General features: G+C 72.7%; 15 protein-coding genes and 1 tRNA gene. 11 read left to right on the plus strand and 5 right to left on the minus strand.

Annotation, left to right across the window (positions count from 1 at the left end; all coding sequences use genetic code 11):
- Nucleotides 1-50: 50 nt before the first annotated feature.
- Entirely contained in the window at nucleotides 51-1,313 is a 1,263-nt protein-coding gene (locus ACFWZ5_RS28715) for a sensor histidine kinase (protein ID WP_384792517.1), read from the plus strand.
- The gene (locus ACFWZ5_RS28720; protein WP_384792434.1) at nucleotides 1,310-1,963 is read left to right on the plus strand and encodes a response regulator; all 654 of its coding nucleotides are present in this window, start codon (nucleotides 1,310-1,312) and stop codon (nucleotides 1,961-1,963) included. Before ACFWZ5_RS28715 ends, ACFWZ5_RS28720 begins: the two co-directional genes overlap by 4 nt.
- A 21-nt stretch (nucleotides 1,964-1,984) precedes the next feature.
- Here ACFWZ5_RS28720 and ACFWZ5_RS28725 read toward each other — a convergent pair whose 3' ends face one another.
- Nucleotides 1,985-2,590, minus strand: a complete 606-nt coding sequence (locus ACFWZ5_RS28725; protein ID WP_384792437.1) for a Uma2 family endonuclease — start codon at nucleotides 2,588-2,590, stop codon at nucleotides 1,985-1,987.
- Nucleotides 2,591-2,747: 157 nt separating this feature from the next.
- On the opposite strand from ACFWZ5_RS28725, the gene ACFWZ5_RS28730 reads away from it, so the two are divergent.
- From ACFWZ5_RS28730 to ACFWZ5_RS28745, 4 genes are all read left to right on the plus strand, one after another.
- The gene (locus ACFWZ5_RS28730; protein ID WP_384792440.1) at nucleotides 2,748-3,248 is read left to right on the plus strand and encodes a hypothetical protein; all 501 of its coding nucleotides are present in this window, start codon (nucleotides 2,748-2,750) and stop codon (nucleotides 3,246-3,248) included.
- A gap of 139 nt (nucleotides 3,249-3,387) precedes the next feature.
- Nucleotides 3,388-4,599 carry an NAD(P)-binding protein gene (locus ACFWZ5_RS28735; protein ID WP_384792443.1) on the plus strand — a complete coding sequence of 404 codons (1,212 nt, stop codon included), beginning with the start codon at nucleotides 3,388-3,390 and terminating at the stop codon, nucleotides 4,597-4,599.
- Nucleotides 4,600-4,639: 40 nt separating this feature from the next.
- Nucleotides 4,640-5,641: a zinc-binding dehydrogenase gene (locus ACFWZ5_RS28740; protein ID WP_384792447.1), complete on the plus strand. Its 1,002-nt coding sequence runs from the start codon at nucleotides 4,640-4,642 to the stop codon at nucleotides 5,639-5,641.
- Nucleotides 5,642-5,766: 125 nt separating this feature from the next.
- Complete coding sequence (locus tag ACFWZ5_RS28745; protein WP_384792450.1) at nucleotides 5,767-7,047, plus strand: GNAT family N-acetyltransferase; 1,281 nt, start codon at nucleotides 5,767-5,769, stop codon at nucleotides 7,045-7,047.
- A gap of 15 nt (nucleotides 7,048-7,062) precedes the next feature.
- Here ACFWZ5_RS28745 and ACFWZ5_RS28750 read toward each other — a convergent pair whose 3' ends face one another.
- Nucleotides 7,063-7,545: a GNAT family N-acetyltransferase gene (locus ACFWZ5_RS28750; RefSeq protein WP_384792453.1), complete on the minus strand. Its 483-nt coding sequence runs from the start codon at nucleotides 7,543-7,545 to the stop codon at nucleotides 7,063-7,065.
- Here ACFWZ5_RS28750 and ACFWZ5_RS28755 point away from each other — a divergent pair.
- A complete protein-coding gene (locus ACFWZ5_RS28755) occupies nucleotides 7,544-9,109 on the plus strand; it encodes a hypothetical protein (RefSeq protein ID WP_384792456.1) in 1,566 nt (521 codons plus the stop codon). The two genes, ACFWZ5_RS28750 and ACFWZ5_RS28755, sit on opposite strands and share 2 nt — an antisense overlap.
- Nucleotides 9,106-10,074, plus strand: a complete 969-nt coding sequence (locus ACFWZ5_RS28760) for an endo alpha-1,4 polygalactosaminidase (RefSeq protein ID WP_384792459.1) — start codon at nucleotides 9,106-9,108, stop codon at nucleotides 10,072-10,074. Before ACFWZ5_RS28755 ends, ACFWZ5_RS28760 begins: the two co-directional genes overlap by 4 nt.
- Before the next feature lie 68 nt (nucleotides 10,075-10,142).
- Here the strand turns inward: ACFWZ5_RS28760 and ACFWZ5_RS28765 are convergent, their stop codons facing one another.
- From ACFWZ5_RS28765 to ACFWZ5_RS28775, 3 genes are all read right to left on the minus strand, one after another.
- A complete protein-coding gene (locus ACFWZ5_RS28765) occupies nucleotides 10,143-11,051 on the minus strand; it encodes an aminoglycoside phosphotransferase family protein (protein ID WP_384792461.1) in 909 nt (302 codons plus the stop codon).
- Between the two features lie 86 nt (nucleotides 11,052-11,137).
- A complete protein-coding gene (locus ACFWZ5_RS28770; RefSeq protein WP_384792464.1) occupies nucleotides 11,138-11,854 on the minus strand; it encodes a DsbA family protein in 717 nt (238 codons plus the stop codon).
- Between the two features lie 182 nt (nucleotides 11,855-12,036).
- Nucleotides 12,037-12,110 (minus strand) — tRNA-Thr (locus tag ACFWZ5_RS28775).
- A 210-nt stretch (nucleotides 12,111-12,320) separates the two neighbouring features.
- On the opposite strand from ACFWZ5_RS28775, the gene ACFWZ5_RS28780 reads away from it, so the two are divergent.
- The 3 genes from ACFWZ5_RS28780 (at nucleotide 12,321) to ACFWZ5_RS28790 (ending at nucleotide 15,022) form a co-directional block, all read left to right on the plus strand.
- Nucleotides 12,321-13,457 (plus strand): ABC transporter ATP-binding protein, encoded by a 1,137-nt coding sequence (locus tag ACFWZ5_RS28780; RefSeq protein WP_384792467.1) that lies wholly within the window; start codon nucleotides 12,321-12,323, stop codon nucleotides 13,455-13,457.
- 286 nt (nucleotides 13,458-13,743) lie between these two features.
- Complete coding sequence (locus ACFWZ5_RS28785) at nucleotides 13,744-14,202, plus strand: hypothetical protein (protein WP_384792470.1); 459 nt, start codon at nucleotides 13,744-13,746, stop codon at nucleotides 14,200-14,202.
- 76 nt (nucleotides 14,203-14,278) lie between these two features.
- Nucleotides 14,279-15,022: an NDP-sugar synthase gene (locus ACFWZ5_RS28790; protein WP_384792473.1), complete on the plus strand. Its 744-nt coding sequence runs from the start codon at nucleotides 14,279-14,281 to the stop codon at nucleotides 15,020-15,022.
- The last annotated feature ends 105 nt before the right edge of the window (nucleotides 15,023-15,127 follow it).

Below are 15,127 nucleotides of genomic sequence, written 5' to 3' on the forward strand. Positions count from 1 at the left end.
ACACGCGGGCACGCCCCGCCGACCCCGAGGCCCGCTGGCTCGCGGCCGTCATGCACACCGCGTTCTTCCTGCTCCTGGCCGCGTCGCTGACCCGCTTCCTGCTGCGCCACCCCGGCGAGCCCCGTACGCCGTGGATCATCGCCCTGTCCGCCGCCCTGGCCCTCCTGTACGCCCTCGGCCCGGTCCTCGGCGCGACGCCCGACCCGCGCCGGCTGCTCTGGCTCGGCGCGGTCGTCGGGGTCTGGGTGGTCCTTGTGGCCCTCGCGCCGAGCTACGCGTGGTGCGCGGTGCCGCTGTTCTACACGGGCCTGCGGACGCTGCCGACGCGGGCGGCGCTCGCCCTCGTCGCCGTCCTCACGGCCCTCGTGGTCGCCGCGCAGCTCCGGCTCGCGGGCGGCTTCGACCCGAACCTGGCGCTCGCCCCGCCCGCCGTGGCGGCCGTCGCGACGGCGGTGTTCGTCCACATGCAGCGGCAGACGGCGCGCCAGCGCGCCCTGATCGACGACCTGCTCCGCACCCGGCGGGAGCTCGCCGCCACCGAACGCCGCGAGGGCACGCTCGCGGAGCGCGAGCGGCTCTCCATGGAGATCCACGACACGCTGGCCCAGGGCCTGTCCAGCCAGCGCATGCTCCTCCAGGCCGCCGACCGCGTCTGGGACACGGACCCGACGACGGCCCGCACCCACGTCCGCACGGCCGAGTCGGTGGCCGAACGGGGCCTGACGGAGGCCCGCCGCCTGGTCCACGACCTGGCCCCCTTGGAGCTCACGGAGGCGAATCAGCCCGTCCGGCGTTTGAGGACGAGCCGCGAAGCGGCAACAAAGGGGGAAAGGGGCGAAGCCCCATACGAGGCCGGGCCATACGAAGCCGGGCCGCAGCCCCCCGGCACCCCCGAAACCGCCACGCTGCCCACGGCCCTGCGCCGCCTCGCCGAGCGCGAGTCCACCCCCGGACTCGCGATCCACTACCACGTAGAGGGCGCGCCCGTACCGCTCCCCGGCCGCGCCCAGTCCGCCCTGCTCCGCATCGCCCAGGGCGCCCTCGCGAACGTACGCGAACACGCGCGGGCGACGACGGCCGCGCTGACCCTGACCTACCTCGACGACCAGGTCGTCCTCGACGTCGCGGACGACGGCCGCGGTTTCGCGCCGCACGCGGTCGCCCCCGGCGGCGGCCGGGGCCACGGCCTCCCCGCGATCCGGGCGCGCGCCGGCCAGCTCGGCGGCACGCTGACCGTGGAGTCGGCCCCCGGCGAGGGCACCGTCCTGTCCGTGTCCATCCCCCTGTCCCCCGCGCCCCCGGAGGCCCCATGAGTACGCCCGGCGAGGGCTCCGCCCCGGTCCGCCTCCTCGTCTGCGACGACCACGCCGTCGTACGCGCCGGACTGCTCGCCCTGCTCGGCAGCGCCCCCGGCATCGAGGTCACCGGCGAGGCGGGCACCGGCGAGGAGGCGGTGGCGCTCGCCGCGAAGCTGCGGCCCGACGTGGTCCTGATGGACCTCCAGCTCGGCCAGGGCATCGACGGCGTCGAGGCCACCCGGCGCATCACGGCGGCACGGGAGTCGGGGACCCCGCACGTCCTTGTCCTCACCACGTACGACACCGACGCCGACATCACCCGCGCCATCGAGGCGGGCGCCACGGGCTATCTGCTCAAGGCCGAGCGGCCCGAGGAGCTGTTCGCCGCGATCCACGCCGCCGCGCAGGGCCGCACCGCGCTGTCCCCGCCCGTCGCGTCCCGCGTCATGGCCCGCATGCGCGCGCCCCTGCCCACCCTCACCCCGCGCGAGCGCGACATCCTCGCCCAGCTCGCCCAGGGCCTCGGCAACCGCGACATCGCCCGCGCCCTGTTCATCAGCGAGGCCACGGTCAAGACCCACCTCGGCCGCATCTACGACAAGCTCGGCGTCGACACCCGGGCGGGCGCCGTATCGGTCGCGAAGGAGCAGCGGCTGCTGCCGTGAGCCACCCGGCGTCGGAGCGGGTCAGAACTGGCTGGTGTCGAGATCGAAGCCGAGGGGCTCGGGGAGCGGGACGACTTTGGAGAGCTTGAAGGTCTCCTGGTGCTCGTACTCCTCACCGGCGGGCTCGGTGTACAGCACGACGTGCCCGGCCTGACGGTCGACGAGCAGGTAGACGGGGATGCCCGCGCGGGCATAGCCCTTGACCTTCTTGTACCGGTCGTTGTCACCGGTGGATTGGGAGGTGACCTCGGCTACCAGGAGGACGGGCGCAGGACCGTGGTACTCGTCCTCATCGGCGAAACTGCCCTTGGGGGCGACCGCGACGTCGGGTTCGACGCGGCCAGGCACCGTAGGACCGGGGAGGTGGAGACCGATGCCGGTGTACATCCGCAGCAATCGATCCTTGGCCCGGGTGGCCATCTGAGCGGTCATCTCAGAGATGATCTCCTCGTGCTGGCCGTTGTCCGGTGGTTTTACGTGGATCTCCCCTTCGATCAGTTCCACGTGCCAGCCCTCCGGGGCTACCGCGCTGAACATCTCGAAGGAGCCCTCCACCGACATGCCCGGAATGCGGCCCGCAACCTGCCGCACCACTGACACGGGATCGCACTCCGCATCGAACTCCATGCTGGAACCCCCTTCGCCCGGCACGACGCTGTCAGCGTCGCCCACGCCACGCGACCAGAACCGACACACCTTCACCCGAACGCATGAGCGGTGACGTTTCCCCACGTCAGGCGGCGCAAGGCCAGAACAAGGCCCCGCCCATGACACCATCACCCACGTGCTCGACATCGGCTACGCCCTCTCCCGCCGCTTTCCCGACCCGCCGCAGACCGACTACCGGCGCGCGGACACCTACGCGCTGCGTCACGACCTGTTCTGCGGGGACGTGTACCTGGCGGACACCAAGGCGGACCGGGAGTTGTCCACAGCCTGGGGATGGGTGCCGGTGCTCGACTTCGCGTGGGCGCTGTGCGACATCGTCGAGCGGCTGGACCAGGATCCCCTGGGGAGCCGGGCGTCGCGGCCGCAGTACGCGGAGCTGGACTTCACCGAGTCCACGGACCGCATGCTCTTCGTACGGCGCTTCGGATGGGTCGACATCGAGGCCGACTGGATGGACCCGGAAGAGGCGCCGCTCACCTTCTCCCACGCCGAGCTGCGGCGTGAGGCGCGGGACTTCCTGCACGACCTCGTCGCCGATCTGACGGATCTGCACGAGACGTTCGGGGAGAACCCGGCCACCTGGACGCTGCTGTCCCGCTATCCCCGGGTCACTTAGGGCCTGTCAGGCCTGACCGGCCTGTCCAGCCTGTCCGGCCTGTCCGGCCGGTTCGTCGGGCGGCGATGTCACATCTTCGAGGGTCCGGTCCGTCGTACCTACGACAGACGCGCCACCGTCGACAGAAACGGACGCTCTCATGCCCGGTTTCCGCCCCCAGACCCACATCACCGTCATCGGCGGCGGCCTCGCCGGACTCACCGCCGCCATCACCGCCGCCGAGGCGGGCGCCCACGTGACGGTGCACGAGTCGCACCACACCCTCGGCGGCCGCGCCCGCACCGCGGAGGGCCCGTACCGGACGAACGAGGGGCCGCACGCGCTGTACAAGGGCGGCCCGCACTGGACCTGGCTGAAGCAGCGCGGCCTCATCGGGGAGCTCGCCCCGATGCCGCCCATCGAGGCCACCCGGCTGCGCCTGCGCCACCACGGCGTGCTGCGCCGCACGCCGCCGCTCGCCATGCTGCGCCTCCTGCGGCGCTCCCCCGAACAGGCCCCGGTCGACGTCGACTTCATGACGTGGGCGACGGAGCAGGTGGGCGAGGAGGGGGCGCGGGCGGCCGCGCACTACACGGCGGTGGCCCTGTTCCACCACGACCCGGGCGCGCTGTCCGCCCGCTTCGTGCACACCCGGCTCCGCCGCGCCGCCAAGCTGCCGCCGGAGGCGCACTACCCGGTCGGCGGCTGGGGCGCGATCGTCGACCGGCTCGCGGGGCACGCCTGGAACCTGGGCGTCCGCGTGGAGACCCTCGCCCGCGTCGACACCGTCGACGACCTCGCGGCGCGGGGCCCGGTCGTCGTGGCGACCTCGCTTGACGCCGCCCGGCGGCTCCTGAAGGACGACTCCCTGCGCTGGCAGAGCGGCCGCACGGTCCTGGTGGACGTCGCACTCCGCTCGCGGCGCGGCGACCTGTTCGCCGTCTCCGACCTGGACGCGACCGGCTGGATCGAACGGTTCACCACGCAGGACCGCACCCTGGCGCCCGAGGGCGAGCAGCTGATCCAGGGGCAGATCCCGATCGCCCCTGAGGAGTCGAAGGCCGACGGCGTCGCGCGCGCGGAGCACCTGCTCGACCTGGGGTTCAAGGACTGGCGCGAGCGCGTGACGTGGCGCAGGTCGGCCGTGGCGGACGGCCGCACGGGTGCGCTCGACCGGCCGGGCACGACCTGGCGCGACCGGCCGGGCGTCGACCGGGGCGACGGGGTGTATCTGGCGGGCGACCAGGTGGCGGCGCCGGGGCTGCTTTCCGAGGTGTCGTTCAACAGCGCGATCGAGGCGGTGAGCCTGGCCCTCACCGGCATCGGCCGCCTGACGAGCGCCACGCCCTGGGTTGACCTCAAGTCCGCTTGAGGTTGAAGGGTGGTGGGCGTCACCGACCCAGGGAGCCCTCATGCACGCCATCCGTCTCCACGCCTTCGGCCCCGCAGAGAACCTCACGTACGAGACCGTCGAGGACCCCCTCCCGGGCGCGGGCCAGGTGCGGATCGCCGTCGCCGCGGCCGGGGTGCACCTCCTCGACACCAAGATCCGCGACGGCGACCAGGGCCCGCTGCCCGCCCTGCCGGACCTGCCGACGATCCCCGGCCGCGAGGTCGCCGGAACCGTCGAGTCCGTCGGCGCGGGCGTCTCGGCGGACTGGCTCGGCAAGCGCGTCGTCACGCACATCGGCTTCGCGCCCGGAGGCTACGCCGAGCTCACCGTCACCGACGCGGCGCGCCTGCACGAGCTCCCCGCATCGCTGGGCTTCGCCGAGGCCGTGGGGCTCATCGGCACGGGCCGTACGACCATGGGCATCCTGCAGTTCGTGGAGCTCGACGCCGCGTCGGTGGTCGTCGTTCCGGCCGCCGCCGGGGGCATCGGCACGCTCCTCGTGCAGTACGCGAAGCACGCCGGGGCCACCGTGATCGGGCTCGCGGGCGGTCCCGCCAAGGTGGCGCGGGTCGCGGCGGGCGGCGCCGACCTCGCCGTGGACTACACCCGGCCCGACTGGCCGGACGAGGTGCGCGCGTACCTGAAGGAGCACGGGCACACCGCCGCGACCGTCCTCCTCGACGGCGTGGGCGGCGCCGCAGGCCGCACGGCCGTGGACCTGCTCGGCCCCGGCGGCACCCACCTCACCTTCGGCTGGTCCGAGCAGCAGGGCCCGGTGGACCTGACCGCCGCCGAGCTCTCCGCGCGCGGCATCACCCAGATCAACCCGCTGGGCGCCGCCATGACCGCGAAGGCCGGCGGCGACAACCCCATCCGCACCCTGGAACTCGCCGCCCTGCACGCCTACGCGGGCGGCTACTTCACCCCCGCCGTCCAGTCCTTCCCCCTGTCCGAAGCGGCCGCCGCCCACCGCGCCCTGGAGTCCCGCGCGACCACCGGCAAGGTCGTCCTCATCCCCTAGCGGAGCCCCGAGTTCCCGCCGCGGCGGCCCGAGGAGCGAGCGATTCCGGACGACTCACGAAGCAACCGCTGAACACCGCGCAAAATGGGATGCCCGTACGACATACGGGAACTACCGTCCGTTTCATGGACTCCGCACGCCCCGCCACCCCCTCCCCCGTCGCGTTCCGCGAGATCCCCGAAACCGACATCGACCGCGCCCTCGACCTGGCGTACCTCGCCTTCCACGACGTCGCCGAGGACGAGAAGCGCAAGCACCACCACGACCTGCTCTCGGGCTGCCACCGCATCGGCGCGTACGACGGGGACGCGCTGGTCGGTCTGCTCGCCGCGTTCCCGTTCACGGTGTCCGTGCCGGGCGGCGAACTGCCCTGCCCGAGCCTGACGTTCGTCTCGGTGGCGCCCACGCACCGCCGCCGCGGCGTGCTCTCCGGCATGATGGCGGCGCTGTTCGAGCGGTGCGCGGCACAGGGCCACCCGGTGGCCGCGCTGTGGGCGTCCGAGGACGCGATCTACGGCCGCTTCGGCTTCGGCCCCGCCACGTACGCCAACACGGTCGAGATCGACACCGTGCGCCCGCTCGCCCTGCGCATCAGCCCGGACGACCGCCCGCTGCGCCTGGTGGACCCGGCGGACGTGCCCGGCCTCCTCGGCGGCTACTACGACCGCACGCGCGCCGACCGCGCGGGCCGCCTCGCCCGCAGCGAGGCGTGGTGGAGCGAGGAGTGGCTGGTCACGGAGGACGAGGAGGACGACGAGCTGTCGCCGCCGCGGGTCGTGGTCCTGGACGACGCCGCCGGTGTCGCCGGTTACGCCGTCTACCGCACCAAGGCCCGCGACGACGCGCCCGGCCTGATCCGCCTGGACGAGTTGGAGGCCGACACGCCCGCGGTCGCCGCCGCGCTGTGGCGCTATCTGGCGGGCATCGACCTGACGGGCCTGGTCCGCGCCTGGGGCCGCCCGCTGGACGACCCGCTGCTGCTGTTCGCGAGCGACCGCGACCAGGTGCGCGTGACGGGCCAGTTCCCCGCGCTGCGGATCCGGCTCGTCGACGTGCGCGCCGCGCTGCTCGCCCGCTCCTGGGCGGCCCCCGCCGACCTGGTCCTCGAGGTCCGCGACCCGCACGTCCCGGCCAACGACGGCCGCTTCCGCCTGACGGTGACGGCAGCCGAGAACCCGGACAAGGCCGGGGACGAGGCGGCGTACGAAGCGGCGTACGAGCCCACCGACGCCCCCGCCGACCTGACGATCGACGTCGTGGACCTGGCCTCGGCCTACCTGGGCGGCACCCGCACCGAAGGGTTCGTACGGGCGGGCGTGGCCACGGAGCACACACCGGGCACGGCGGCCGCACTCGACGCGGCGCTCACCACGCCGTACCTGCCGCACACGGTCGACGAGTTCTAGCGCCGGAGCGGCTGCTCAGGACCCGAGCGACCCGAGCGTCGCGAGCGCCCCGTCGGTCAGCCGGTACACCGTCCACTCGTCCTGCGGCTTCGCGCCGAGGGACTCGTAGAAGGCGATCGACGGGGCGTTCCAGTTCAGGACGGACCACTCCAGGCGCTCGTAGCCCCGCTCCGCGCAGATCCGGGCCAGCTCGCGCAGGAGCGCCTTGCCGTGTCCGCCGCCGCGCGCCTGCGGGCGCACGTACAGGTCCTCCAGATAGATCCCGTGCACCCCGCGCCACGTGGAGAAGTTAAGAAACCAGAAAGAGAAGCCAACCGGCTCGCCCGTCGTGTCGTCCTCCGCGATGTGCGCGTACGCCGCGGGCCGCTCGCCGAACAGGGCTTCGCGCAGCTGCTCCTGGGTGGCCCGTGCCTCCTGCGGAGCCTTCTCGTACGCGGCGAGCTCACGGATCATGGTGTGGATGACGGGGATGTCGACGGGGGTCGCGGTGCGAATCATGGACGCAGCAAGCCACAGGCGTCGGACACGGGTCAACCGAAGAGCCCTGGCGGCGCTGCTCGCCGTCGGCTTCCTCGCGGGCTGCACGGCGAAGAGCGAGCCCCCGGCGAAGGACACCGCCGGTCACACCGTCGAGCTGAAGTTCTACGACGCCCACGGCGACGGCAGGCTCCTGTCCCCCCGGCAGGCCCGCGCCGTCTCGCACGGCACCGGCGGCTCCGACAGCGACGCCCTCGTCGACCCGGTCAGCCTGCGCGTGGTCCAGGACTACCCGCTGTACGAGGACGGGCCGCGCCTTAGCTTCGACACCCCCGGCAGGCCCGCCGCCCTGGCCATCAACTGGCCCACCGGCCAGGGCTTCTCGACGGTCGTGGTCGACGACGGCGGCAAGGGCTTCGCGCGGGGCGGCACGGTCGTCTTCAACCACCTGGCCGCCAAGGACGCCAAGCGCCGCCTGGACGCCGCCCTGGACGCCCGCCCCGCCTACCGGCGCTCGGCCCGCTTCGACACCGCGTACCGCACGGCCGCCCGCGAGCTGGCCCGGGCCGACAAGGCCAGCACCGACGCGGGCCGCGGCAAGCACGGCCAGCGCGCCCTGAGCGCCGTCGACACCGCGTACGGCCGGCTCCTGGAGGAGTACGGCCCGACCGCCCGCCGCACCGGCGCCCCCTGGCTCGGCGTGACCGCCGCCGACACCACCGGCACCGCCTGGGCCCCGCTCGCCGGCCGCCTCACGGGCCGCGACGGCTGGGTGCGGCTCGTCTTCGACCCCGCCGACTCGCCGGGCACCACCATCCCGCGGCGCTACCGCGACCAGGTCGCCGCCGCCCACGCCGCGGGCCTGAAGGTCCTCGGCCAGCCCGTCGACTCGGCGTACGCCAATGGCGCCGAGCGCCGCGACCTCGGCACCCGCGCGGGCTATCTGGCCCGGATCAAGCAGTACGTGGACGCGTTCCCCGAGATCGAGGCGTGGGAGATCGGCAACGAGGTCAACGGCTGCTGGACCGACTCCCGGACCACTAAGGACGGCGACTGCACGAAGCGGCTGCTCCCGGACCGCGACCGCATGCGGCACAAGATCGCGGACGCGGCGGCGTACGTACGCGAGAAGCGGCCCGACGCGCAGGTCGTCCTCACCCTCTACTGGCAGCTCGGCACCGACGCGGCCCGCTGGTCGGCGTTCACCTGGGCGGACGCCAACCTGCCGCCCGCCGTGCGCGACGACCTCGACGTCGTCCTGCTCTCCAGCTGGATCGAGGACGCCCCGCTCGGCCTCGCCTTCGACCAGGTGATGACGCGCCTCGCGGCCGGGTTCCCGAAACAGCGGATCGGCCTCGGCGAGCTCGGCTACTGGAACGACGACACCTCGAAGTTCTACTGGGCCTTCGACAAGGACGACCCCGACGCGGCCCGACGGCGGATCGCCCGGCGGTACTACGCGGCGGCGCTCGGCTATCCGTCCAGCGTCGGCGGCACGTTCTGGTGGTACTTCGCGCAGGAGATGCCCAAGGACGCCGAACTGCGGGCGGCGCTGCGCGACACGGCACGGCGCAGCCGCTCGTGAACACCCGCCTCGCGTACGTCCTCGCCCTCGTCCTCTCCCTCGTCCTCACCGCCGCCGCGCTCACCGGCTGCGGGCGCGCGGACGACGAGGCGCGCCCGCCCGACCCCGCCTGGTGGTCCCCCGCGCCCGGCGAAGTCACCGACTGGGACTGGCAGATCAGCGAGCCCTACGACCTCTCCGCGCCCCGCCAGATGTACGACCTCGACCTCTTCGACCTGGCCCCGAAGGGCGCCGAGCTCCGCTACGCCGACGGCGGGGCGATCGACGTACCGGCGGGCCCGCTCGCCGGAAAGATCGACGAACTGCACGCCCGTTCCCCCCGCCCCGTGGTGATCTGCTACGTCGACACTGGCGCGTACGAGCACTACCGCCCCGACGCCGCCCGCTTCCCCGGCCACGAGCGGCGCCTGCGGGACATCCCCAACCGGCCCCGCGCCCCGGCCGACGGCTCGGTCATCGGCTGGGACACGGGCTGGAAGGGCGAGCGCTGGCTGGACATCCGCGAGGGCTCGCGCGCCGCCTTCGCCGACGCCGTCTGGGCCCGCCTCGACCTGGCGGAGCGCATGGGGTGCGACGGCGTCGAGCCGGACCAGAACAACCCGCGCGGCAACGACCCAGGCTTCCCGGTCCCGCTCGCCGACCAGCTGTCCTGGTACCGCGAGGTGGCGAAGCAGGCACACGCGCGCGGGCTCTCCGTCGGCATGAAGAACGGCCACAACGAACCCGGCACGGCGGCGAAGCTCGCCCCCCACTTCGACTGGGCCCTGCCCGAGGAGTGCGTGCAGTTCAAGGAGTGCGGGGAGCTGCGCCCGTTCGTGAAGGCGGGCAAGGCGGTGTTCGCGGTGGACTACCGGGGGTCGGTGCCCAACCGAACGAAGGCCTGCGCGACACACCGCCGCCACGACTTGGACGGCTTGCTCAAGGACGAACCACCGACGGGGGCATACCGCTACCCGTGTGCGTAGAACCCGCTGTGGGCAGCTGGTCCGCCCAGAGGGCGGAACGGGTGGGCACAGCCCATCCGACGGGCACCCTACGTACGACGCCCAAGCAGCCGACGCGCCAACTCCAGATCCTCCTCCGGCAACTCCCGCCCGTCCTCAACTTCCCACAGCACGTTCTGCAACACCCGCCCGAGCGTCCACGCCATGGCCCGCTCCCGGTCAAGGCCCAGGACCTCCGTCATCGCGTCAAAACGCCACGGCACGTCATCCGGATCGAAAAGGTTGTTGAGGGCGGGCCACAGGTCGAACCCGGGGTCACCGGCAAGCGGCTTGGGGTCGATCGCGAGCCACGGCTCACGCCCGGCCGCGAGGACGTTGTCGAAGTGCAGATCCCAGTGCAGCAGCCGGTCCCCGGGCTCGCCCACGACCTCCCGCACGGCATCCGCGCACCGCGCGACGAGCGCCCGCTCCGCGGGGTCGGCGATCGCCTTCAGCGCGGCGGGCGTGTCGTCGAGCATCGCCCGGGCGATGTCGCCGAGCGTCCGCATGCCGGCCGGCGCGGGCCCGGCGGTGAGCCGGGCGAGGAGCTCGGCGACGATGACGACCCCCTGACGGGTCTCGTCGCGCCCGGCCGCGGCGAACGTCGACAACTCGCGGCCGTCACCGGCCCGTTCGAGCAGCATCGTGCCGTACGTGTCGTCGTACCGCAGCAGCCGCACCGCCCCGTCGCCGTCCCACACGCGCAGCGCGACCGGCTCGCCCTCGGTCTCCTCGTCGAGGACCTGGAACTTGACCACGGCCTCGGTCCCGTCGGCCTGCGCCACCGGCAGGACCAGGGCCGCCTGGCCGTGCAGGGAGTCGCCGAGGGGCGTCAGCTCCCACCGCTCCAGGGTCTCGGCGGCGAGGTCGGGCAGCCCGGCGATGAAGGCGCGGCCCGCCTCGCCCGCGTACAGGTGCTGGGACTCGACGAGGGCGTCCGGAACATGGATCTGGATCACCCGCGCGACGCTACCCGCCCGCCCCGGGCGGCCTCACCCGATTTGTTCCGGACACCGACCGCCCGGTTCCGGCCAGGAGCCTCCGGCTAGATACCGGCCTTCTTGAGCTCCCCGGCGAACCCGGCCTCGGTGTACAGCGCGTCGCTGTCCGTGACCTTCTTGCCGTCGATGACGACGGTCGGCGTGCCGGTGATGCCGTCGTCCTCGAAGGCCTTCATGGCCGTGCCGACCCACTTCTTGTGCGTGCCGTTGAGGACGGCCTTCTTGAAGGCGGGGTCCCGCAGCTCGACCTTGTCGGCGATCTTCAGCAGGAAGGCGGAGGTGAAGCCGTCCTCGCTCTCCTCCGGCTGCTGGGCGAAGACGGCGGCGTGGAACTGCGGGAACTTGCCCGCGTCCACGGAGGCCCGCAGCGCGTTGGCCGCGTTCACCGAGCCGTGGCCGCCCAGGTTCTTGTCGAGGAACGAGGCGATCGTGTACTGGACCTTCACGTCACCGGCGGTGAGCGGCTCCACCAGGGCCTGGGCGCCGCCCTCCTCGAACTTCTTGCAGTAGGGGCAGCGCGGGTCCTCGTAGACCTTGACCGTGTGCTTGGCCTTCGGGTCGCCGACCGTGATCACACCGCCCTTGACCTCGGCGGGCACCTTGGAGAGGTCCGTGGCCGCCGCGGTCGGGGACTCCTTCACCTTCCCGCTGCCGCTCCCACTGCCACCGTCGTCGTCGGAGTTGCACCCGGTGACGACGGCGCCGAACAGCGCCACGACGGCCACCGAGGCAGCCAAGCGCCCGGCCTTGCGTACGGCCATGAAAAAGCCCTCCAGATTTCGTACTGACACCCCCCGAGCCGCAACACCATCAAGCCCGCCCGACATACGAGGGCAAGCACATCAAGCCCGCCCGGCGTTTGAGGGCAAGCGCGAAGCGCGACAAACGGGACCAAAGGGGGCGTCCCCTTGAATCTCGGCTCAAGGCGACCACGCCAGAAAAGAGCCCCCTGTCGGATTCGAACCGACGACCTTCGCTTTACAAGAGCGGCGCTCTGACCAGCTGAGCTAAGGAGGCCTGCACGGGCCCGCGTACGGACGTGCCCGTGCAGTGTAACCAACGAGACCCCTGCCGCAGTCGAAAATCTCGTCGAAGGTCATCGGCTCTCGCCTACTGACAGACCGGTGACCAGCGGGGTAGCGTCGCGGGCAGTCCACATGAGTGGACTAGACCCATCCTTTACTCGGATCGTCCGGCACGTTCCTGCCGGTGAAGGGGGCCCTCACCATGGCCACTGTTACGTTCGACAAGGCGACCCGGATCTACCCGGGTTCCGACAAGCCCGCCGTCGACGGCCTCGACATCGAGATCGAGGACGGCGAGTTCCTCGTCCTGGTCGGCCCGTCCGGCTGCGGCAAGTCCACCTCGCTGCGCATGCTCGCGGGCCTGGAGGACGTGAACGCCGGCGCCATCCGCATCGGCGAGCGCGACGTCACACACCTGCCGCCCAAGGACCGGGACATCGCCATGGTGTTCCAGAACTACGCGCTGTACCCGCACATGACGGTCGCCGCGAACATGGGCTTCGCCCTGAAGATCGCGGGCGTCGACAAGGGCACCATCCGGCAGAAGGTCGAGGAGGCCGCGAAGATCCTCGACCTCACCGACTACCTGGACCGCAAGCCCAAGGCCCTGTCCGGCGGTCAGCGCCAGCGCGTCGCGATGGGCCGCGCCATCGTCCGCGAGCCGCAGGTCTTCCTCATGGACGAGCCGCTGTCCAACCTGGACGCGAAGCTCCGCGTGAGCACCCGCACCCAGATCGCCTCGCTCCAGCGCCGCCTCGGCATCACCACGGTGTACGTGACGCACGACCAGGTCGAGGCCATGACGATGGGCGACCGGGTCGCCGTACTGAAGGACGGCCTGCTCCAGCAGGTCGACTCGCCGCGCAACATGTACGACCGCCCGGCCAACCTCTTCGTCGCGGGCTTCATCGGCTCCCCGGCGATGAACCTGGTCGAGGTCCCGATCACCGACGGCGGCGTGAAGTTCGGCAACTCGGTGGTGCCGGTGAACCGCGAGGCCCTGTCGGCCGCCGCGGACAAGGGCGACCGCACCGTCACGGTCGGCGTGCGCCCCGAGCACTTCGACATCGTCGAGCAGAACGGCGGCGCCGCGAAGACGCTGACCAAGGAGACCTCGGACGCCCCGGCAGGCCTCGCCGTGTCCGTGAACGTCGTCGAGGAGCTCGGCGCCGACGGCTACGTCTACGGCACCGCGGAGGTCGGCGGCGAGCAGAAGGACCTCGTGGTCCGCGTGAACGGCCGCCAGGTCCCGGAGAAGGGCGCGCAGCTGCACGTCGTGCCGCGCCCGGGCGAGACCCACGTCTTCTCCACGTCGACGGGCGAGCGCCTCAGCGACTGACACCGCGGCGACCGGCGCCGGGCGAACGACCGGCGGCCGACACCCGGTAACCGGTCGCGAGATCGCACGGCGGCGAGCCGCCGTCAAGAGCAACCAGGGGCCCGCGCCACGGCGCGGGCCCCGCCATATGCGCGGGGACATCTCCCCGTGTTGTCGACAAATACCCCGGCACACCGGTCATTTCGACCACTGTGCGTCAAGGCCCGGTCGGGCAAACATCTTTCTTTGTCGCTCGACCGAGTGACTAAATGTCGCCAAATCATTACCGCCCGCTACGCTCACTCGCGTGACGCACTCCGCCAACTACACCCAGAAGTCGCGCCGAGGCCACCGCGGCCCCAGCCGCCGCATCGGGCGCACGCTCGCCCTCGTCCTGCCGGTCGTCCTGGTCCTCTCCGGCACGCTCGCGGTCACGCAGGTCAACTGGTCCGGCAACTCCTCGGACTCGGTCCTCACCGCGTCCGCGGGCGACCTGTCCGTACCCGCCAAGTCCCGCGCCCCGCAGGACGTCCTGCGCCACCGGCTGCTCCTGGAGCTCCAGGAGAAGAACCCCGGCGTCGCGCTCACGCACCTCCAGGAGGAGGTCGACCGCCACCCCTCGCTCGCCAAGCACTGCGTGTCCATCGCCCGCGCGCTCGGCCGCGCCGCCGTCCGCGCCTACGGCCCGAACCGCGCCCAGTCGTTCGCGCGCCCGGTCTGCGACACGTCGTTCGCCACGGGTGTCGCCGCCGCCCACCACGGCTGAGCCGCCCGGCACCGCCGCGCCCCGGTCGCCGGTGGCCACGTCGGAACCCTGCGCGCCCGCCGCGTAGGGTTCCGTCATGACCACCGGCGACACCCACGACACCGACGCAAGCCGCCCCACCCAGGCCGTCGTCCTGGCCGGCGGCCAGGGCTCGCGCCTGCGCCCGTACACCGACGACCGGCCGAAGCCCATGGTCGAGATCCCCGGCACGGGCACCCCGATCATCGGCCACCAGCTGGCCTGGCTCGCCGCGGAGGGCGTGACGGACGCGGTCGTCTCCTGCGGCCACCTCGCCGAGGTGCTCCAGGACTGGCTGCGCTCCGCCGACCTGCCGCTGAACGTCACCACGGTCGTGGAGACGGAGCCGCTCGGCCGCGGCGGCGGCCTCAAGTACGCGGCCGCGCACCTCCCGCGCACCGACCGCCCCTGGTACGCGACGAACGGCGACATCTGGACCCGCTTCTCGCTGCGCGACATGGCGGCCTTCCACGCCGAGCGCGACGCCACGGCGACGCTCGCCCTGGCCCGCCCGCGCATCCCGTGGGGCGCCGTCGAGACCGACGCGTTCGGCCACATCACGGACTTCATCGAGGCCCCGCCGTCCCCGTACCTCATCAACGCGGGCGTGTACGTCTTCTCGGCGGCCTTCACGTCCCTGCTCCCCGACCGCGGCGACCACGAGCGCACCACGTTCCCGCGCCTGGCCCGCGAGCGCCGCCTCGCCGGCTTCCCGCTGCCGCAGGGCGCGTACTGGCGCGCCATCGACACCGCGAAGGACCTCACGGAAGCGGCCAAGGAACTGGCGGCACAGACCCGCTGACCACCACGTGGAGGGGCCCGCACACGCGCTGTGTGCGGGCCCCAGCCCGGTTACACCGTCGGATCGTACCGACCTACCCCCCCCACCGAGGGAGCCGGCGAGCAG

This window comes from Streptomyces sp. NPDC059003 (genome assembly GCF_042740445.1).
Classification (GTDB): Bacteria; Actinomycetota; Actinomycetes; order Streptomycetales; family Streptomycetaceae; genus Streptomyces.